The 20,681-nt window shown below is 42.1% G+C and carries 21 protein-coding genes; 10 read left to right on the top strand and 11 right to left on the bottom strand.

The genetic code is table 11. From position 1 onward, the window contains the following. Position 1: 1 nt before the first annotated feature. Together antA and AWW72_RS12685 are read right to left on the bottom strand one after the other, a co-directional pair. A complete protein-coding gene (antA, locus tag AWW72_RS12690; RefSeq protein ID WP_062847585.1) occupies positions 2 to 1,417 on the bottom strand; it encodes an anthranilate 1,2-dioxygenase large subunit in 1,416 nt (471 codons plus the stop codon). A gap of 253 nt (positions 1,418 to 1,670) precedes the next feature. Continuing rightward, on the bottom strand, positions 1,671 to 2,168 hold the full coding sequence (locus tag AWW72_RS12685; protein WP_004770998.1) for a thioesterase family protein: 498 nt from the start codon (positions 2,166 to 2,168) through the stop codon (positions 1,671 to 1,673). A 169-nt stretch (positions 2,169 to 2,337) separates the two neighbouring features. On the opposite strand from AWW72_RS12685, the gene hemB reads away from it, so the two are divergent. Further along, a complete protein-coding gene (hemB, locus tag AWW72_RS12680; RefSeq protein WP_062847584.1) occupies positions 2,338 to 3,351 on the top strand; it encodes a porphobilinogen synthase in 1,014 nt (337 codons plus the stop codon). A 306-nt stretch (positions 3,352 to 3,657) separates the two neighbouring features. Further along, positions 3,658 to 4,779 (top strand): glycine oxidase ThiO, encoded by a 1,122-nt coding sequence (gene thiO / locus AWW72_RS12675; RefSeq protein WP_062847583.1) that lies wholly within the window; start codon positions 3,658 to 3,660, stop codon positions 4,777 to 4,779. Here thiO and AWW72_RS12670 read toward each other — a convergent pair. The 3 genes from AWW72_RS12670 to AWW72_RS12660 form a co-directional block, all read right to left on the bottom strand. Beyond that, on the bottom strand, positions 4,765 to 5,670 hold the full coding sequence (locus AWW72_RS12670; protein WP_062847582.1) for a TIGR01777 family oxidoreductase: 906 nt from the start codon (positions 5,668 to 5,670) through the stop codon (positions 4,765 to 4,767). The genes thiO and AWW72_RS12670 overlap by 15 nt on opposite strands. An 85-nt stretch (positions 5,671 to 5,755) precedes the next feature. Beyond that, on the bottom strand, positions 5,756 to 6,202 hold the full coding sequence (locus AWW72_RS12665) for an ABZJ_00895 family protein (RefSeq protein ID WP_004770993.1): 447 nt from the start codon (positions 6,200 to 6,202) through the stop codon (positions 5,756 to 5,758). A 286-nt stretch (positions 6,203 to 6,488) separates the two neighbouring features. Beyond that, complete coding sequence (locus AWW72_RS12660) at positions 6,489 to 6,941, bottom strand: GNAT family N-acetyltransferase (protein WP_062847581.1); 453 nt, start codon at positions 6,939 to 6,941, stop codon at positions 6,489 to 6,491. A 161-nt stretch (positions 6,942 to 7,102) separates the two neighbouring features. Here AWW72_RS12660 and AWW72_RS12655 point away from each other — a divergent pair, with 161 nt between their 5' ends. After that, positions 7,103 to 7,480, top strand: coding sequence for a VOC family protein (locus AWW72_RS12655; protein WP_062847580.1), 378 nt, complete (start codon positions 7,103 to 7,105; stop codon positions 7,478 to 7,480). 32 nt (positions 7,481 to 7,512) lie between these two features. Continuing rightward, entirely contained in the window at positions 7,513 to 7,899 is a 387-nt protein-coding gene (locus AWW72_RS12650; protein WP_062847579.1) for an SMI1/KNR4 family protein, read from the top strand. Between the two features lie 7 nt (positions 7,900 to 7,906). Here AWW72_RS12650 and AWW72_RS12645 read toward each other — a convergent pair whose 3' ends face one another. Further along, positions 7,907 to 8,689, bottom strand: coding sequence for a crotonase/enoyl-CoA hydratase family protein (locus tag AWW72_RS12645; protein ID WP_062847578.1), 783 nt, complete (start codon positions 8,687 to 8,689; stop codon positions 7,907 to 7,909). A gap of 162 nt (positions 8,690 to 8,851) precedes the next feature. Between AWW72_RS12645 and AWW72_RS12640 the strand changes: the two genes are divergently transcribed. From AWW72_RS12640 to AWW72_RS12630, 3 genes are read left to right on the top strand one after another with little or no spacing between them, the layout of a single operon-like run. Next, positions 8,852 to 10,102 (top strand): exonuclease SbcCD subunit D, encoded by a 1,251-nt coding sequence (locus AWW72_RS12640; RefSeq protein WP_062847577.1) that lies wholly within the window; start codon positions 8,852 to 8,854, stop codon positions 10,100 to 10,102. A gap of 9 nt (positions 10,103 to 10,111) precedes the next feature. Beyond that, positions 10,112 to 13,708, top strand: coding sequence for an SbcC/MukB-like Walker B domain-containing protein (locus tag AWW72_RS12635; RefSeq protein WP_062847576.1), 3,597 nt, complete (start codon positions 10,112 to 10,114; stop codon positions 13,706 to 13,708). Beyond that, on the top strand, positions 13,708 to 14,292 hold the full coding sequence (locus tag AWW72_RS12630) for a hypothetical protein (protein WP_062847575.1): 585 nt from the start codon (positions 13,708 to 13,710) through the stop codon (positions 14,290 to 14,292). Before AWW72_RS12635 ends, AWW72_RS12630 begins: the two co-directional genes overlap by 1 nt. On the opposite strand, the gene AWW72_RS12625 is transcribed toward AWW72_RS12630, so the two are convergent. Continuing rightward, positions 14,289 to 14,981 (bottom strand): YggS family pyridoxal phosphate-dependent enzyme, encoded by a 693-nt coding sequence (locus tag AWW72_RS12625; protein ID WP_062847574.1) that lies wholly within the window; start codon positions 14,979 to 14,981, stop codon positions 14,289 to 14,291. The genes AWW72_RS12630 and AWW72_RS12625 overlap by 4 nt on opposite strands. Before the next feature lie 126 nt (positions 14,982 to 15,107). Between AWW72_RS12625 and AWW72_RS12620 the strand changes: the two genes are divergently transcribed. Together AWW72_RS12620 and AWW72_RS12615 are read left to right on the top strand one after the other, a co-directional pair. Further along, entirely contained in the window at positions 15,108 to 16,145 is a 1,038-nt protein-coding gene (locus AWW72_RS12620; RefSeq protein WP_004770978.1) for a type IV pilus twitching motility protein PilT, read from the top strand. A 24-nt stretch (positions 16,146 to 16,169) separates the two neighbouring features. After that, positions 16,170 to 17,288, top strand: a complete 1,119-nt coding sequence (locus AWW72_RS12615) for a PilT/PilU family type 4a pilus ATPase (protein ID WP_004770977.1) — start codon at positions 16,170 to 16,172, stop codon at positions 17,286 to 17,288. A 96-nt stretch (positions 17,289 to 17,384) separates the two neighbouring features. On the opposite strand, the gene fur is transcribed toward AWW72_RS12615, so the two are convergent. Then, the gene (gene fur / locus AWW72_RS12610; protein ID WP_004770976.1) at positions 17,385 to 17,822 is read right to left on the bottom strand and encodes a ferric iron uptake transcriptional regulator; all 438 of its coding nucleotides are present in this window, start codon (positions 17,820 to 17,822) and stop codon (positions 17,385 to 17,387) included. Positions 17,823 to 17,933: 111 nt separating this feature from the next. On the opposite strand from fur, the gene AWW72_RS12605 reads away from it, so the two are divergent. Next, positions 17,934 to 18,332, top strand: a complete 399-nt coding sequence (locus AWW72_RS12605) for an outer membrane protein assembly factor BamE (RefSeq protein WP_004770975.1) — start codon at positions 17,934 to 17,936, stop codon at positions 18,330 to 18,332. Positions 18,333 to 18,388: 56 nt separating this feature from the next. On the opposite strand, the gene AWW72_RS12600 is transcribed toward AWW72_RS12605, so the two are convergent. The 3 genes from AWW72_RS12600 to AWW72_RS12590 form a co-directional block, all read right to left on the bottom strand. Then, entirely contained in the window at positions 18,389 to 18,709 is a 321-nt protein-coding gene (locus AWW72_RS12600; RefSeq protein WP_005256404.1) for an RnfH family protein, read from the bottom strand. Then, on the bottom strand, positions 18,709 to 19,791 hold the full coding sequence (locus tag AWW72_RS12595) for a hypothetical protein (protein ID WP_004770973.1): 1,083 nt from the start codon (positions 19,789 to 19,791) through the stop codon (positions 18,709 to 18,711). The genes AWW72_RS12600 and AWW72_RS12595 overlap by 1 nt, the downstream gene beginning before the upstream one ends. A gap of 246 nt (positions 19,792 to 20,037) precedes the next feature. After that, positions 20,038 to 20,493: a bacteriohemerythrin gene (locus AWW72_RS12590; protein ID WP_004770972.1), complete on the bottom strand. Its 456-nt coding sequence runs from the start codon at positions 20,491 to 20,493 to the stop codon at positions 20,038 to 20,040. Positions 20,494 to 20,681 lie beyond the last annotated feature (188 nt).

Here is a 20,681-nt window from a genome sequence, read left to right as displayed (position 1 = left end):
CTTATACCTCTTCCGTTGCTGTATCAAGTTGATAAGTAATATCCTGCATTTTTAAAGCTTTGCGATTTAAGCCATCCAGCATTAAGCGTTGCCAATGACCATGCTGATTGACATACAGACCTTCATGCGTCAGCTCACACCCCGTAATCACAGGTCGGATTCCAAGATCTTGCGCATTTTGAGTCATGTCATAACACCAGTTATGATGACCACGAGAGATATCACTCCAGCGTTCCAGACGCGCCTGAAATCCTTTTTGCTGTTCACGGAACTCCACCAAATCATCTGGCGTACCTAATCCAGAGACATTGAAAAAGTCTTCAAACTGGCGAATACGGTTACGACGCGCTTCGGTTGACTCCCCTTTTACAGCGAGACACTGGCTAATCACTTCGGTTTTATTCCATGCCACTGGACGCACAATACGCAGCTGTGAACTGATCTGATCCATGAAGAATAAGCTTGGATAGAGGTTTAAGTTTCTTAGGCGATGCATGGCCCATTCCGCACGCTTGGCACCATATTTTTCCAGCAGATAAGGCATGACGGTGTCATAACCAGGACGGACCGCAGGATTTGGCATATCGCTGAATAAAACGCTGTGGCCATTTTTAAAACTGAACCAGCCATCATCGGTCTGGTTATCACCTGCGCCTAATTTGCTGTAATCCAGAGTATCCATATCATCACCTTTGGCAGCATTGACTTGCTGGCGATGTTGCACAGTGGAGACATAGTTATAGTGCACGGTACTGACGTGATAGCCATCCAGTCCATTTTCATTTTGCAGCTTCCAGTTTCCTGCAAAGGTATAGGCCGACTTGCCTTGTAGAACTTCTAACTCGCCAGTCGGTGACTGCTCTACCATTAAATCCAGAAAGACTTTGGCATCTCCCAAGAAGTCTTCAAGGCTATCCGTTGCCTGTGTATCTAGACTCACAAAAACAAAACCACGATAACTGGCAATGCGTCCTTGCTTGAGGCCACGGCTGGACTTATCAAAATCTTCACAATATTCAGCAGGCGCTTTGACTTTGACCAGACGGCCATCTGACTTATAGCACCACGCATGGAACGGACAGGTAAACGTGGATTGATTGCCTTTGGCAACACGCGTCAAGGTCGCACCCCGATGTTCACAGGCATTGATCATGGCATGCAGTTGGCCTTGACCATCACGGCTAATGATTAAAGGTTGTCGTCCAACCTGAACTGTCAGGAAATCATGATTGTTAGGAATTTCGCTTTCGTGGCAGGCATAAATCCAGACTTTTTCAAAAATGAATTCCATTTCCAAATCGAAAAGTTCAGCTTCAGTGAACATATCACGTGCGATACGAAATACCCCATCCTTAGGGCGAAAGTCGAGACAGCCAGTAATAAAATCCTGCCATTCGGCAATATTACGTGTCGTCATTTTTATGTCCTCCAATCAATAAAAACCTTTTCTTGATTGAAGCGTGATTCAGCCTCAGGCTCTATCCACTTTTTCCAGATCTCTATCCAGTTTGTGAATAATTTTGGATCAGCTCGCCATGACATGTTTCACGGGAGGACAGTAGAATTAACTCGTATAAAAATAGAATTGGAAGGAACAAAAGATGGACTTGGAAATGAAAGCCACCTCTCACACTTTGCATGAGAGGTGCTTAATATTTTTATTTTAAGAATTAATAGGCATAAGACGCGATTGCAGTCGCAATGGGTTTATCTTCATCATTCACCATGGTCATGCGCATAGTGCATCCTTTACGCCCCAAACGTAAGGTTTCGGCACGGGCAATAAAATATTTACCACGTCCTGGCGCCAGATAATCGACACGCATATCTACCGTGGCTAAGCGTGATACTTTTTTGATGGTATCAGGCAAATCTTCTGGTGAGGCACGGCGATAAAGCTGCTCCATTGCTGCCACACCACCAATACTGTCCAGAATCGTGGCTGCCACACCACCATGTAAAATCTGAAATGCCAGATTCCCGACCAGTTCTGGCTGCATCTCCACATAGGCTTCAATTTGATCATCGACCACTCGCATGACCATGCCACTGTATTTAAAAAATGGACAGGCATTAAATGCTTTACATAACTGTTTCAAGACCACTTGGTGATCTGCCTTTGCACCTAACTGAATATTGCCAGTCCAGTTTTTCTTTACATCATTCATACGCGGCCTACACTCAATGGAAAGAATAACTTTCCATTATTTTGCACAAATCTAAAAATATGGGGCTACAATAGCGGGGTTCGTAATTGAGCGAAGTCGCCAAGCTCTCCCTCGCGTGACTTAATACCTCAATTATTCCCCTAGTGTAATACTGAACATCGAGATTGTTATGACTTATACGTTCAATCGTCCAGCTTTTCCTGCGACTCGCATGCGCCGTATCCGTAAAAATGACCAACTTCGTGCCATGGTCAGCGAAACACATTTAACGGCAGATCACTTGATTTATCCAGTGTTTGTATTACCAGGACAACAACAAACTCAAGACATTCCAAGCATGCCAAATGTGCAGCGTTTGTCAGCTGATTTACTACTTAAAAAAGCAGAAACCCTGCTTGAACTCGGTGTATCCAAACTTGCTTTATTCCCTGTAACACCACAAGAAGATAAAAGTTTAACAGCGGAAGCCGCTTGGGACGAAAATGGTTTAGTTCAAACGACTTGCCGTCTACTCAAAAAAGAATTACCAGAAATGGTGTTGATTACCGATGGCGCTCTCGACCCTTATACTACACATGGTCAAGACGGCATTATTGATGACACAGGTTATGTGTTAAATGATGAAACTGTCGAATGCCTAGTGAAACAGGCACTCAGTCATGCTGCGGCAGGCGCCGATGTAATTGCACCAAGTGACATGATGGATGGCCGTATCGGTGCGATCCGCCAAGCGCTTGAGCAAAATGATTTTATCTATACCAATATCATGGCGTACTCAGCAAAATATGCTTCTAGTTTCTACGGCCCTTTCCGTGATGCGGTCGGCTCTGCCAGCAACCTGAAAGGCGGCAATAAATATAATTACCAAATGGATATTGGCAACCGTGCCGAAGCACTTCATGAAATCGCACTTGATCTCCAAGAAGGTGCAGATATGGTGATTGTTAAACCGGGTATGCCTTATCTGGATGTGATGCGTGAAGTAAAAGATACTTTTGGCGTGCCAACTTTCCTCTATCAGGTGAGTGGTGAATATGCCATGCTTGCAGGCGCGATTCAGAATGGCTGGTTATCTGACAGCGTAATTCTGGAATCTTTGATGTGCTGCCGTCGTGCAGGCGCTGATGGGATCTGGACGTATTTTGCGGAAGATGCAGCGCGTAAATTAAAAGAGATGAGATAATTTCTTTTAATCTAGAATGTTCTTAAATTTGATACGCGGAAACGTCATCTGCAACCTGCGCAGTACTAAAAAGATATAAGATATTGGACTTATAGCTGAATATATAAAGCTGAAACAATTGAACAGGTTTTGCAGATGACAATGCCTTTGCTTACTTTGGGCAAAACCAAAGTAAGTCCAGCTGAAGGCTAAGCCTAAAATAGATTGAGAACTCGGCAAGACTCTGCCGTGTATTTATTCTTATTAATTTAGATCAAATTTGGGTGCTCAACAAAATTAAGCAAATAAAACTGGTTTAACTTTATCATGCATATTGCCATCATTGGTGCGGGTATTAGCGGCTTAATGTCAGCATTGGAACTAGCTGAACAAGGCTGCTCTGTCGATATTTTTGACCAACAACAAGCAGGCCAAGCCGCATCATGGGCAGGTGGCGGTATTCTCTCCCCAATGTATCCATGGCGTTATGCACCCGAAGTCAATCAACTGGCGCAATACGGAAAATCACTCTACCAGACATGGAATGAGAAGCTCCTCCCTATTACTGGCATTGATTTTCAGATCCACGATACAGGCATGCTGATCTTCGATCAGGAAGATTTTGAAGTTGGCTTGAATTATGCCACTCGATATCAGGAACCAATGCAGCAATGTGAGTTGCTCAATCGCTCCAAACTTGAACAGATTAATCCTTATATTTCCCAACAATTCCAACAAGCAATCTATTTCCACCAACTCTCGAATGTCCGCAATCCACGTTTATTACAATCCCTGATCAGCTACTTAAAACAACATCCATTGGTCCGTTTTTTTGAACATTGTCCTGTTGAAAAGTTAATTATTCAGAATAAGAAAGTGCTCGGAATTGAAATCGAAGATGGGCAAAAATTTACCGCGGATCATGTAGTCATCACTTCTGGTGCATGGAGTCAGCAATGGGCCGAGCAACTACAACGCCATATTCCTGTGCAGCCCGTACAAGGGCAAATGCTATTATTTAAAGCCCCTGAAAACTGGTTACCGACCATGTGTATGAATCGGGTGATGTACCTTATTCCACGCCAAGATGGTCACATTGTTTGTGGTTCAAGTATGGCCGAAACTGGCTTTAGTACAGCAGTTGATGAGCAAACCCAGCAGGATATTTTAACGGCATGTCTGGAAATGGTGCCTGAGCTACAACACTTCCCGATTGTGAAACGTTGGGCAGGCCTACGCCCAAGTTCTCCACAAGGCATTCCTTATATTGGTGCCATGCCTGAACTGGAAAATCTTTGGGCCAATTTTGGACATTTCCGTAATGGCTTATGTATGGGTTCTGGCTCGGCCCGACTGTTGCGCCAACTTATGTTAGGACAAGAGACCATTGTCGATCCTGAAGTGTATTCACCGCTGCGCCTAAAGCAACAGAATTTAATGTCTTGCTAGAATTTCGGTTAAAGCCCCATTCAAATCTGGATATTGAAATTGGAAGCCCTGTTCGAGCAAAGCCTGAGGAATCACATATTGACCATTTAAAATCAATTGCGATTGCTCGCCCAACATCAATTCGAAGATACATTTTGGAGCCGTCATAAAAGGTTTGCGCTTTAAAATATGAGAGGCTATTTGAGCAAATCGTTGTTGATTGATTTGATCAGGTGCAACAAGGTTATATACCTGTTGAGGATGAGTAGATTGCAACAAGAAGAGGATGGCATTCAATACATCTTGAATATGAATCCACACTACTGGTTGCTGTCCTGAACCAATTTTTGCCACAGCATTCAAGCGAATGGGTAATAGCATCTGCGGCAAAATCCCGCCCTGTCCAAAAACCACACCTAAACGAATAATCTTGGTATTTTGTTGGCTGAACTTTAAAGCCGTTTGCTCCCACACTTGGCAAAGCTCAGACATAAAAATGGATTGCGGCGCTGTATTTTCATCACAAACCAACTGCCATTGCTGTTGAGGATCAATACCGTAATAGCCAATCGCAGAACCCGAGATAATACACTTCGGAAAAATTTGCTTACGTTGCAGCCATTGATATAGTTGCTCGGTTACCGCAACACGACTGTGTATTAATTGCTGCTTACGCTTTTCAGTCCAGCGTTTTGCGCCAATATTTTCACCAGCCAGATTAATCACATAATCAATCTGTTGTGTTTCAATTTGATCAAGATCATTCACCCACCGCAATGCTGAATGCTGAGCAACCCGATTTGGCTGTCGGGTTAAAGCAATGATCTGATAGTTTCGCTCTAACAGGAAGGGCAACAAATGCGAACCAATAAAACCACTTGCGCCTGTGATTAAAACCGTCTGCTTTTGCATCTTTCCCTCATCCTGCATGATTATGATTCGTTCTATATTTAAGTCATAGCAGAATAAAACCGAATAACAAGTAAACTTTCTTTAATTAGTGAAACATCTTATTGGCCATTCTTTGTGCTTGCGGCCCATAGAACCAGTACGTAATTAAAAATAACGGCAAGGCAATCACCAACCACATGGCTAAAACGGCAAGTAAAAATTGTGGCTGTTTTAAATAGAGTAAGAAGTTCTGCCAGATTTCAGGATCTTTACGCGCAAAAATATACAGCCCCAGTAATAAACCACATGCGTTGTAGCCCCAAAAGATCAGACTAAAACCGATGCTTAAGCGTTTCTTCTCTTGCTGCGTCGGCGCACGGCGTTGTTGCTTGAGAAATTTAAACAAAACGAAAATGATGGCAATAAGATAAGGAATTGCGGTGAGCACACCGCCCAGACTATTTGGTAAAATCGCAGCCAGCACACCTGCGATTAAAGTCGAGGCCAAACAAATAATAAAAAACCAGAGATAATACAAACGCAATGAAATCATAAAGATAAACCTAATTGGACTGGCTTTAAGAAATAATTATAAATTTTTTTCACTTTTTTTTCATTTTTATGTCAACCAATCCTCAACCAGCAGCGTTATATAGGGTACAAGGTCGCAGCAACCGATTGGACATTGCACGGCATCCGCAATGTTTTCGGTGACCTTTCATTATGACTCTCCATCTTTAACAATGGTTGTGTTAGCAGCCAGAACCATTGGAAAAGATTTTGACCGACGATTTATCATCACTCGAATCGTCGGTTTTTATTTGCCTAAAATTTGTGTTTTAAAGCGTATCGGCAACATACATTTTGATCGGCTCACCTTCATCATCTTGAACCGCGGTTAAAAATGTCCAGCCACATTTTTCATAGAAATCATTTAGCTCTGTCACCAGATACAACTTCTCAAATCCTGCCCTTTTCATATCTGTTCGAGCGAAATCTAACAACTGTTTGGCAATATTTTGCCTGCGATAAGCCTCTTCAACAAATAATGCACATAAGTTTGGCGCAAGGTCTTTACGGTCATGGAAATCGTTTTCGATTATCCCTGCTCCTGCAATAATTTGCTGCTTGTCATTCAAAATCACATACCATTGCGGAACACCACCCTGCTGTTCAATCGACATCTGAATGCTGTCACGGTACGCTTCAACAGGAATGCCCCATTGATTGGCAAACCAATTTGCCGCCTGATCTAACCATTCAGAATGATCAGCTAACTTCATTATATTCATCAATGTTTAGTCAATCTCCGCTATTCGAGTTAAACTCATAAAATTTACTTGAGTACTCAATCCAGTTCGGACAAGTTTACTCATTTACATAAAGCTTCAGCACGCTCATTCCAGTTCTATCTATAATAAGTTAAACACAATAAAGATAAAGGAAGCGAATCATGAACTCAGTTACTTATTTTGAAATTCAGTCATCCAATCCACAACGTGACGTCCATTTTTACCAGTCTGCATTTGGCTGGAATTTCGAAAAAGTGGAAGGCCTCCCGATTGAATATTATCGCATTGAAACAGAGGGAATTCACGGCGGCTTACTGCAACGCCCAGTGGCAATTCCACCAACAGGATGCGGAACCAATGCATTTACCTGCACCATTGAAGTTGAAAATTTTGATGAAACGGCAGCTAAAATTCTCAGCCTAGGCGGCATTATAGCGATGGATAAATTCGCGATCCCAAATCGCTGCTGGCAAGGCTATTTTCTTGATCCCGACCATAATACCTTTGGCATTTGCGAGATAGATGAAAATGCAGTATAAAATAAATTATTCATTTTTATTGAGAAATTACAATGCCTTTTCCAATTGAAGAGGAATATATTATAGCGACGGAAAGGGAGTTACAGCTTATATTTCCTCAAGCATTTAAAAGCAAAATGATTGAGGAAAATGGCGGTGAATTATTTATCGCAGATGATCATTGGCAAATCTTTCCTTTTTTTGATGAATCCACTTCAAAACGAAAAATACGTACATGTAATCATATTGTTAGAGAAACTAAACTCGCAAGAACATGGGATGGATTTCCAGATTCTGCAATTGCGTTTGCTCAAAATGATTGTGGCGATTATTTAATTTTTCTTCCAGATCCTTTCGATTCCAATGTCTTATCAGAGTCTATCTTTGTTTGGTTTCATGAAACTCATCAAGTAAAGCAAATTATTGATCCTTTATTTTAAAAAATGATTAATGTCCTTTAAACTGCGGTGGACGTTTTTCTAACATGGCACGAACGCCCTCTTGTGCATCTTGCGATTCAAACAGCGGCATCAAATAACGGTTCATTTTCTCAAATGCCGCTGTCTGCCCTTGCGTTACCGCATCGGTTGCAGAGGCCAATAAAGCCTGTACCGCAAGCGGGGCTGAAATACAGATGTCTTTGGCAATTTCGATGGCACGCTGCAACTGTTGCCCATTTTCTACAATTTCAGAAATCAGGTTCAGTTGGTCTGCTGTTTTAGCATCAAAAGTTTTGCCTGTTAATAAATATGGCATGGCTTTTTGCCATCCCGCAGCTTGCACAAAACGTACCGTTGCCCCGCCAAATGGCATGATGCCACGTAATACTTCAAGCTGACCAAATACTGTATTTTCACTGGCAATCACGACATCGGCATTGAGCATCAACTCGACTCCAGCGGTATAACAAATTCCCTGCACCGCCACCACAACAGGTTTGCTTCGATGTCTACCTGCTGTTCCCCACGGGTTAATTTGTTCATCAGCAAAGTTAAAAATGCCTTCGGATATTTTCGGTTGTAGCTCAACCAGATCCAAGCCCGCTGTAAAATGGTCGCCATGTGCAAAAATCACGGCACAACGGAGTTCTGGATCATTTTCGTATTCCGTTAACGCCAGCGACAAATCCTGAATCATATGGCTATCAAAGGCATTCCGTTTATCGGCGCGGTCTAGGCCAATCAACATGATCTGATCCCTGATTTCGCGGCTTACTTTACCTAAGCTCATTGATATGTCCTCATTTTTAAATCATGACTTTATCTTCAAACTAGAGGAACGTTTAAAAATGATCAAGCGGTATCATGTAGTGCTTTTCTGCTGAGTAAGATTCTCCTTTCCGTTTAAATACGTGCTACCTTATTCTGGTTCAATTCATTTTTAGATTCATTTATGACTGTGCGTTTTTTTCATACTTCTGACTGGCATTTGGGGCAATTCTTTTATAATCATTCCCGCCATTATGAACATGAACAATTTCTGGCATGGTTACTTGAGCAAATCAAACACAAACAACCGCATGCCTTGCTGATTGCGGGTGATATTTTTGATGTCATCAATCCGAGCTCGCAGGCACAAAAACAGCTCTACCAGTTCCTTGCCGATGCACATGAACTTGCACCGCATATGCAAACCCTCATGATCGCGGGCAATCACGATTCGGGCTATCGAATTGAACAGGTTGAGCCATTATTAGCGAAATATAATGCTAAAACGGTTGGTGTAATTCGCTGGAATGAAGATAAAACACTGGATCTGGAACGCTTAATTTTGCCGATTTATGATGAGCAAAAACAGATTGTCGCGTGGTGTATTGCTCTGCCATTCTTGCGTTCAGCCGAAATCACAGGCTTTAATGAACACACCACCAATAGCCAAAATGCGATTGCTTATCTACACCAACAATTAATCGAAGAAGCCAAGCGTCGTAAAACCGATGATCAGGCCTTGATTCTGATGTCACATGCGCATATGCAAGGTGGAGAAACTTCCGATTCAGAGCGCCCAATTATTATTGGCAATGAAGAAGCACTTTCTACCAGCCTGTTTGATGACAGTATTGATTATGTGGCGCTTGGACATCTGCATAAACCGCAAAAGGTACAGCATCCCCATATTCGTTATAGTGGCTCTCCAATTCCACTGTCATTTAGTGAAATCAACTATAAGCACCAAGTGGTCGAGGTCACCGTTAATTCAACCCAACCAGAAAATAAGCTGGATTTTGAAGCATTGGCAATTCCGCGAAGTATTCAACTGCATAAAATTAAAGATGAACTCACAGCAGTCATGCAGCAGCTTAAAAATCTACCCAGTGGCCCCATCGAAAATATTGACCATCGTGAATATGTCGATATCGAATATCATACCGCGATTCCCCCACAGCCGAATTTGCGCCAACAATTCGAAGATGCCTTGCCGAAGGATCGCTACCGTCTGGTGCGTATTTCCAGACAATATTTATCGAATGAAAGTAATGCTGAAAACAAGCAGAGCATTAGTCTGGAGCCACCCACACCGGAAAAATTATTCCAGCAAATCTGGGAGAAAAAGGGCTATCACGCTGATGATGAAGTCACTAAAGATTTCTTAAGTCTGGTGAATGAAGCACAGAAAAAACTTGAAGATGATCAAAGTTCTTAAGGACATGCCATGAAAATTTTATCGATTCGACTAAAAAATCTGGCATCTCTTGCAGGTGAGCATTTTATTGATTTTGAATGTGATCCTTTAGCCAATGCAGGCTTGATCGCGATTGTCGGCAAAACCGGTGCAGGTAAATCCACCATTTTAGATGCCATGTGTCTGGCCCTATTTAATAAAATTCCCCGCCTTAAAGAAAGTGACGGCAAGCTTCTGGACGTAGATGGTTCTGAACTGCTGACCAACTCTCCGCTGACCGTTTTACGTCGCGGTACAGGACACGGCTTTGCTGAACTGTGTTTTGTGGCACAAGACCAAAAACATTATCAGGCGCGTTGGGAAATTAAGCGTGCCCGTGAAAATGCCAGTGGCAAACTGCAAAGTGTACAGCGCTCACTCAAATGCCTGACCGATGGCGTGGTGGTTGCAGACAAAACTAAAGCCGTCGAAAGCCATATCCAACAAATTACCCAACTTAGTTTTGAACAATTCACCCGTGCCGTTTTACTGGCACAATCGGAAGTGACCGCTTTTTTAAAGGCGCGTGATACTGAACGAGGCGAATTGCTGGAATACCTGACCAACTCCAGTATCTTTGCCAAAATTGGTCAACTGGCGTTTGAAAAAACCCGTGAAATGACCAACCAGCGCAAACAGCTGGAAAATGTTTTAGGTCATATTGAAATTCGTTCCGATGAGGAGGTTGCTGCCTTACAAACTCAATTTCAACAGACACAACAACAGGTCCAGCAGCTTGAAACCGAACGGACTCAACTCAAGCAACAACAGCAGTGGTTTGAGCAACAACAAAAGCTTGAAAGTGAAATTATCTTCAAACAGCAGCAGCATGAAACGCAGCTCAATGCCCATACCGCCCTCGCAACAGATCGCCAGTTGCTTGAACAATTGGAAATCTTTTCCGAGATTCGTCCTGTTGTGTTTCAACAGCAGCACATCCAAAAAACACTGCAACAACTTGAGCCACAGCTTCAACAAAAACAGCAACATTTTAGTCGCTTAACCACAGAGTTCGAGCAGGAAAAAGTCCGCTATACACAAACAGAAACGGCGCTGCAACAGTTCCAGAATTTTGAGCTGCAACATCAAGATGAGTTGAGTCAGGTGCGTAAATACGTTCAGGAACGTGACTATATTGCCGAAGATTATAAAAAGACCAAAAGCAGACTGACGCATATCGAAACTCAGCAGCAACCTTTGCTAAAACAGCAACAACAGCTTGAGCAGAACCTACAAAATATCAGTACACAACAGACATCCTGCCTTGAGCAATTACAGCAAAGTGCCCACTTCTCAACTTTAGATAAGGGCCTCCATGCTCATGTACAACAATTAGAGCAGTTTATTCAGCATTATCAAAAAGTTGAAAATACGCTGGGGAATATTCAACAGGCCCAAAGCAAACTTGAGCAAGATAAAAGTCAACTTGAGCAATTGATCACGCAGTTTGGTACAACACAGCAGATTGATCGTACCCTTGAGCAGAAACAGACACAGAAAGAGCACGTGTTGACTCAGCTGAATCAACTGGATGTGATTCAACAAAAACTACAGCATCATTTTCAATTAAAAAATGAAGTCTCAGAGCTGCAACACACATTAAATACGATACAAGTCCAGTATCAACAGCTCGAGCAAAATACTCAAAAAGCAGAAAGTGAATTTCAGGCAGCAAAAACCGAGCGGGAAAAATTACAGCTTATCCTGCAACAGCAACGCTTACTCCATGCCGAGAATATTGAACATTTACGTGCTGAACTGAAACAAGGTGAAGCCTGTCTGGTCTGTGGCAGTACTGAACACCCCTATCGCGAGGATGAAAGTCCAGTTTCGAAAGCCCTATATGCATTACAGCAACAGCAGGAACAACAGGCGCTACAACAAGAGCAACAGTGCTTCCAGCTTTGGCAGAATACACAGCAACAATTTACCCAACTTCAATCTGAGCAAAAACAGCGCCAAACAGCCTTGCAACAAACTCAGGAAAAATTAAATGCTCAACAACAAGAGTTACAACAATATTTGACTCAAAGTCATATTCAACTCGATTTTAATTTAGCTCAACACGAGCTTGAGGCATCGTTAAAGCACTTAAACGCTCAATCTACACAAACAAAACAACAGGTTGATCAGGAATTACAACAGCTCAATCAGGCCAGTAAACAGCAGTTTAATTTAAATCAGTCTATCCAGAACACGGCCTACCAACTGGAAACTGTACAGCAGTTACAGCGCCAGATTCAGCATATTGTGGATTGTCTGGATTCAGATGAGAAAACACTTTGGCTGGAACAACCGCTTCGCCAGTCACAACAGATTGTGCAGCGTTTAAAACAACGCCTGCAACAGCTTGATCATGCGGATGGACTCAGCAAACAACAACAGCACAACACACAACAACTCAATTTATTAATATCAAATCTGAATAGTTTAAGCACGCAACATACTGAGCTAAATCAGCAATTGCAGGAAATTGCGAAAAAGGGTCAACAAAATAGTGAGGCTGCCAATCAACTCATTCTGGCAATGGCTGGTTCAACTGAATTGAAAGCCAATGAATGGTTGCATCAACATGATCAACAACGTCAGCAAGTGCAGCATCAATATCAGCAGGTGAAACAGAATTTTGAACAGGCACGACAAAACTTTGAGCAACACAAGAATGAACTAGAGCAGCTCAAAGCACAGCATCAGCATAACCAACAATCATTCACACAATGCACAACAGAAATCAGTGCATGGTTGAAGCAGCACGTGCATTTTGAAGAACAGCAACTCAGTCAGTTGCTAGCCATTTCTTCAACGCAGGAACAGCAAATCCGCTTAACCCTACAAAACGCGGATCGTGTCTTGAGTGAAGCAGCCTATGCGCTTAAAACTGCACAACAGCTATTCAATGAGCACCAGCAACAACAGCCCGAGATTCAACATCAACAGCTGACCGAATTGATTCAGTTAAATCAGGACAAACTGCAACAGCAGCTTGAACAACGTGATCAATATAAAGTTCAACTCGAATTACATCAGCAAAACCTTGCCAAGCAAAAACAGTTTGCCGACCAGATCCAGCAGATTCAGCAACAGGAACATCGCTGGAATAAGATTTCGAGCTTGATTGGCGACTCTAAAGGCAAAGATTTCCGTGATTTGGCACAACAATATAATCTGGATATTTTGCTGGAATATGCCAATCAGCAATTGGCAATGCTATCGCAACGTTACACATTAAAGCGCTTAGAAAACTCACTCAGTCTGGCAATTATTGACCATGATATGGATGGTGAAACCCGTTCGGTTGCCTCTCTCTCTGGTGGAGAATCGTTCCTCACGGCCCTTGCGATTTCTCTGGCGATTGCCAATATGGCTTCTGGTTCTATGAAAATCGAATCACTGTTTATTGATGAAGGTTTTGGGACGCTGGATGCCTCATCTTTGCACATGGTGATGAATGCGCTGGATCAGTTGCAAAGCCAAGGTCGTAAAGTAATCTTAATTTCGCATATTCAGGAAATGCATGAACGGATTCCCGTGCAGATTCAGGTACAACCTGTTGGATCAGGTTCGAGTCGGATTGAAGTAGTGGGCTAATGAACATTCAATTGCTTCATACAGAACTATTAAAGCACGGTATCCAGTTTGACACTGGCTTAACAGAAACTGAAATAGAAGCAATAGAGCAGCTTTTTAGATTTCACTTTCCTTCTGATTTGAAGCTATTTTTAAAGTACGGACTTCCTGTTTCAGAAAATGAATGGAAATTTCCTCGCTGGAGAGAAGCACTTCATAGCGATAAAGCGAAAAATATGTTGATAGCGCAGCTCAACGGGCCTCATGAAGGCATTCTCTTTGATATTAAAAATGGCTTTTGGTTAGATCAATGGGGTGCCGCACCAGAGGAAATCTCAGACCGTCTGGTAATATTTGAGGAGCAGTTTAAAGCTTATCCGAAAATGATCCCTGTTTACTCTCATCGTTATATTCCGACTACACCCCTTGAAAAGGGAAATCCTATATTTTCAATCATGCAAACCGATATTATTTATTATGGGACAGGCCTGATCAATTACTTTTGTAATGAATTCAACCTAGATAAAACACTGTTTGATCAACCGCAAGCCACTCCAAAACCAATTCAATTCTGGAGTCATCTTGTTGAATTAAATAATTATTAAGACTTTGCTGAATAATCCCTTGCACCAAACAATGCAGTTCCTACTCTAACCATGGTTGAACCTGCTGCAATCGCAGCTTCCAGATCAGCCGACATCCCCATACTCAAGGTATCCCAATCTTGCGGCTGTGCATGTTGAGATTTCACTTGGTCAAATAGTGCTTTGGCATCTGCAAATGCAGCATGATTTTCAGGCGCAGGAATGACCATCAAACCACGTAAACGGATGTGTGGAAGCTGGCTAATGTGCTGAACCAGCTCAGCCACTTCTTCTGGCTGGCAACCATCTTTTGAATCTTGTCCATCAATATTCACTTGTAGGCAAATATTTAACGGCGCTTGCGATTCCAAACGCTGGCTAGATAAACGCTCGGCAATAATCAAACGGTCAACCCCGTGTACCCAATCAAATTTCTCAGCCAGATGCTTGGTTTTATTACGTTGCACATGACCAATAAAATGCCACTCAATCTCCAGCTCTTTGAGTTCTTCAATTTTTTCCAGCGCTTCCTGTAAATAATTTTCACCAAAACAGCGCTGTCCCACTGCGTACATTTCACGCAGGCTTGAAGCAGGATGGGTCTTTGAAACGGCTAACAATTGCACAGTCGCAGGATCACGTTGAACACGCTGACAGGCTTGTTCTATTTGATTTAAAACAGTTTGGCGGGATTGTTGCGATTGATTCATTGACACAGTTCTCATTTACGAAATGTTTTTTTGCTTTCCCATTCTTTAAGGTGTTGGTAAGCCTGAATGAAAGCCTTATATTATTCTACAAAATAATGAGACTTTTGAGTTTGTTTCGGGGAAATTATGGATATTACAGAATTACTCGCCTTTTCGGTTAAAAACGGTGCATCAGATTTACACCTTTCAGCGGGTATGCCTCCGATGATTCGTGTAGATGGTGAAGTACGTCGTATCAATTTACCAGCACTTGAACATAAAGATGTACACCGTTTAGTGTACGACATTATGAATGATAAACAACGTCGTGATTTTGAAGAAGATCTAGAAACTGACTTTTCATTTGAAGTACCGAATATTGCCCGTTTCCGTGTCAATGCATTTAACCAGAACCGTGGTGCTGGAGCGGTATTCCGTACCATTCCATCGAAAGTGTTGACCATGGAAGATTTGGGACTCGGCACAATTTTCAAGGAAATTTGTGATTATCCTCGTGGGATTGTGCTTGTCACAGGCCCGACTGGTTCGGGGAAGTCGACAACGCTTGCAGCGATGATCGACTATATTAATGAAAACCGTTATGACCATATTTTAACGGTAGAAGATCCAATCGAATTTGTACACCAGTCGAAAAAATGTCTGATCAACCAGCGTGAAGTACACCGTGATACGCATGGCTTTAATGCCGCACTTCGTTCTGCCCTCCGTGAAGACCCTGACATTATTCTGGTCGGTGAGATGCGTGACCTTGAAACCATTCGCTTGGCATTGACCGCGGCGGAAACCGGTCACTTGGTTTTTGGTACCCTGCATACGACTTCTGCCGCAAAAACCATTGACCGTGTGATCGACGTATTCCCTGCTGAAGAAAAAGACATGGTTCGTGCCATGTTGTCTGAATCTTTGCAAGCGGTCATTTCACAAACGCTATTAAAGAAGAATGGCGGTGGTCGTGTGGCTGCACATGAAATCATGATCGGGATTCCTGCAATCCGTAACCTTGTTCGTGAAAATAAAGTCGCACAAATGTACTCTGCCATTCAAACTGGCGCCAACTACGGCATGACCACTTTGGATCAAAGTTTAAAAACATTGGTGTCTAAAGGTTTAATTAGCCCACAAACGGCTCGTACAGTGGCGAAACAGCCTGAGTCATTCCTATAAAAATAAAGGGATTAGAGAAATATCATGGACTTTAATGATTTACTCAATTTGATGATTCAACAGAATGCCTCGGACTTATTTGTCACGGCAGACGTTGAACCTTCAATGAAAATTAACGGGCAGATTGTGCCTGTTTCAAAAACCAAGCTATCAGGGGAAATTGTCGGTCAACTGGTACAATCCATTATGACGGACAAACAGCGTAAAGAATTTGCCGATACACGTGAATGCAACTTTGCCATCATGAATCGTGAAAAGACCGCACGTTTCCGTGTCAGTGCTTTTCAACAGCGTGATATGCCAGGCATGGTGTTACGTAAAATCGAAACCCATATCCCAACCATGGATGACCTGAAACTGCCTGAAGTTCTGAAAGAACTGGCGATGACCAAACGCGGCATCATCATTTTTGTAGGGGCAACAGGTACAGGTAAGTCGACTTCCCTCGCTTCAATGATTGGTTTCCGCAACCAGAATTCTAAAGGTCATATCATTACCATTGAAGATCCGATCGAATTTGTACATCAGCATGCAGGTTGCATTGTGACACAGCGTGAAGTGGGCATTGATACCGATTCATTTGAAGTGGCATTGAAAAATACGCTACGTCAGGCACCAGATGTGATCCTGATTGGTGAGATCCGCTCTCGTGAAACCATGGACTACGCGATTGCCTTCGCAGAAACAGGTCACTTGGTACTCGCGACCCTGCACGCCAACAATGCCAACCAAGCCCTAGACCGTATTATTCACTTCTTTGAAGCTGATCGTCATAGCCAGCTGTATATGGACTTGTCATTGAACTTAAAAGCATTGGTGGCACAGCAGTTAATTCCAACGCCTGACGGCAATTCGCGTCGTGCTGCGATTGAGATTCTGATTAACACTCCGCTTCTGGCTGACTATATCCGTAAGGGTGAAATTCATGAGATTAAAGATCTGATGAAACGTTCACGCGAGCTAGGCATGCAGACCTTCGATCAGGCTTTATTTGACCTTTATAAAGCAGGTCAGATTACTTATAAGGATGCATTGAAGCATGCAGACTCACCAAACGATCTACGTCTCACCATCAAACTTTCAGAAGAAGGCGCAGACCAGTTATTGAGTGCCAGCCGCAACATTACCTTTGATGGTCAATAATTCAAACTAAGCCATTAAAAAAAGGGAAGGTTTTTGTAACCTTCCCTTTTTATTTGTTCAATTTTCGTGAACTTTAAATTTTTAACTCAACTCAGCTTATTTTTTACGATAAGCCTCTTGGCATTCTGCATCACTGCAATAACCATAAAGGTTTAAAGAATGGCCAGTTAAAGCAAATTGATGTTTATCAGCAACAGCGTGTTGTTCTTGCTCGATAATATCATTAGTAAATTCAACAACTTTGTTACAGTTCAAGCAAACGAGGTGATCATGATGATCTTCTTGCATGATTTCGAAAACAGAATGGTTGTTTTCAAAATGGTGACGCTGAATGATACCGGCAGCTTCGAATTGTGTTAACACACGGTAAACCGTTGCTAGACCCACATCTTCACCCTGCTCAAGCAAAGTTTTATAAATATCTTCAGCACTTAAATGATGTTGTTTTGAATTTTCTAATAATTCCAAAATCTTAATACGAGGAAGGGTAACTTTAAGTCCAGCTTTGCGTAAGTCTTGATTGGAAATCGGCATAAAAAAAGGTCTCTCAACAAATCTTAAGTTGGAATAGGCAATAGAGTTTAGATGCAGTATGATCTATCCTTGAACCAAATGCATCATCATTTATCAGGATAGTGTAGCAAAATGCAAAAAATCATGCTGGCGTTGTTCGTCACTTCAGTACTTAGCGGTTGTTCAGTCTTTGGTGTTTATAAAGTCGATATTCCACAGGGAACACCATTAACCAAAGCACAAGCATCTCAAGTACAAGTGGGCATGAGCTTTCAGCAAGTCCGTTTCTTGCTTGGTAGTCCAACGGTTACAGATCCTTTGAATCCGTTACGTTGGGACTATATCTATAACTACATCCCAGGAACTTATGCCAAAAAAGCAAAAATACCTGCGGCACATGGCCAGCATTTGAAAATTTATTTTGATGCGAATGGTAACGTTGAACGTCTGGAAGGCTTAGATACGATTCCAGAATCACAACCTGGTTTACCGGCATCAAAAGAAGCGATTTTGACTGCGCCCCCACTATAACGGCTTTGCAGTAAAAAGAAACCCCTCATCGAGATAATCGTGAGGGGTTTTCTTTATTAGCTTGATGGTCTAAAACGATTACCTTTGATAAATCGCCCAACAGGATTCTTTTCAGCCCGTTTACGGCGGATATCTTTGGGATTGATGGTCAAAGGTCGATAAATCTCAACACGATCACCAGCTTGTAGCAAAGTCTCTGCTTCAATCTTGTTGCCAAAAATCCCCAAGTGTAAAACTTCTGGCAGGCTCACCTGCTCGGCTAAGCCACTGGCATCAATTGCCTGCTGAGCCGTCATTCCCTCACTGAATGCAACAGTAAGATGAAATTGCTGTTCAGGCGTTGTATAAGCCACCCAAACTTGTTTTGCCTGTTCCATTAGATCACTTGCCCAACAACCGCAATAATCGCGACCACAATTGAAAGCGGTAAGATGATACGGATCGCAATACGCCAAATGTTATAGAACAATTCATTGCTAAAGCCCATCGCTTTACGTAGATGACTGATCTTCATGATCCAGCCAGCAAACAACGCATAGACTAGGCAAATGATGAGACCCCATAACATCAATAAGGTATTAAAAATTTGCTCAACTTGTGGGACTGCCCATACCGCAACCGCCGCAAGCAAAATTGCCCATTGAACCACAACTGCCAGCTGGCGCTGCGCCAGTTGCTCTTTTGCAAACTGGATTAACAAAGCAGCCGACATCAGTGCAGCAAAACCCCATGCCAAAGCAGGAAGCTGAGCCTGAACAGAGAAGAAGCCAAATGCAATCACGGCAAGAAGCTGAGCAATCCAGATCGGTAAAACTGAAGTGGTTGCAGCTTCCTGCTTTTTCACCACAGCTAGGCTACTCTGCCAATATAAGCCCAAACCTAAACCACTTGCGACCAAGGCAAGTACTGTCGCATTGCCCCACTCGCTAAACTCCACACCTGTCCAGTGCCATGCCTGTAACTGAGTCCCCATCACATTGGCAAGGATAAACGCAGCAACGACACCGATGGTTGTCAAAGCAATAAGGAATTGACGAGGGATAAAAGAAAGTGCAAATGCAACAACAGCAAGAATCGCGAATAGAATCTGGCTAGAAATATTTAATGCCAGTTGCTCATTCACCACATGGCTTGCAGTATTTAATACACTACCTGCAAAAAACGGGACGAAAACAACTGCTAACCACCCGACGACACGCCATCTTGGTGAAGCATCGGCATCACGTGTAAGACTTGAAAGCGCTTGTAATGCGGTCGTTTGTGAACGCTTTGCTAAAGCGATTTCAAGATAACCGATTGGCAGTGCCAATAAAATCATGGTGCCTAACCACAGCAACCAGAAATCGAACTGACGATCAATCTGGATACCTACAGTTGGTGCCAATGTGGTAATCATGACAAAAGATAGGCAAAACGCCATCACTGGGGCAAACCAGCGTGACAGAGTTGTGTCCTGCATAATGCATTCCTTGAAAAATCTTTGAACTCATTGCGCTTTATGGTGTTTGCAATGAAATATTCAATCTATTTTGCCTTTCTCACGCTTGAAAATCAAAACAAAAGATATCGAAAGAAAAAAGCAAATCACCCAGTCAAGATGATTTGCTGCGCACCAGTTATTATTTTTTAATTAGATCCCTTGTATATCACTCATACCAACCTTATTATTTTTTATAACAAGGGATCTTTTTTTATTATCTTTTTATTATGAGAAGAATCGAGAAAACCAGTTCTTCCCTTTTTTCTTTTCATTTTCTTTAATAATACCAATCATATTTTCTTTGACAGCACCAACATAATCAGCATCATCATGACGAATATGATTAATCAACCACTTTGATAGTGCTTCATGCAACTCACTATCAATTTCCTGCCCCAACTCAAAACGCTGACGATAAGTCTCTATCTTTTTGATAAATAAGTCATGTACTCGCTTATGTGGTACACGATACTTATAGTTTGCTTCTTCCTGCAAACTTTCTTCAAAGGTAAAGTGAGACTGGGTATAATCAATAATATTATCCAGAATCCCCTTTAACTTCGCACGGTCATCGTCTTCTTTTAATTCATCAATTTCATTAATATAATCTAGAATACGACGATGTTGATCATCAATTACTTCTATTCCTGTATTATATTCGACAGACCATTTCATCCCCATATCAAACCCCAAACCATATTTGATTTATTGAATACAAATATAATATCGACAAAAGATTTAAATAAAAACGCAGCATTTTTGTCAGGTTTGCAATTTTTATGTATAAAATAAAATAAGCTGTTGTTTTATATTTAATTTAATATTTTCACCTACCAAAACGCTCAAGTATTTTTTAACCAACAAGAAAA

It is taken from the genome of Acinetobacter sp. NRRL B-65365, assembly GCF_001605865.1.
Lineage (GTDB): Bacteria > Pseudomonadota > Gammaproteobacteria > Pseudomonadales > Moraxellaceae > Acinetobacter > Acinetobacter vivianii.
The sequence above is the reverse complement of the archived record's forward strand: the minus strand, read 5'-3'. Positions and strand labels throughout refer to the sequence as shown.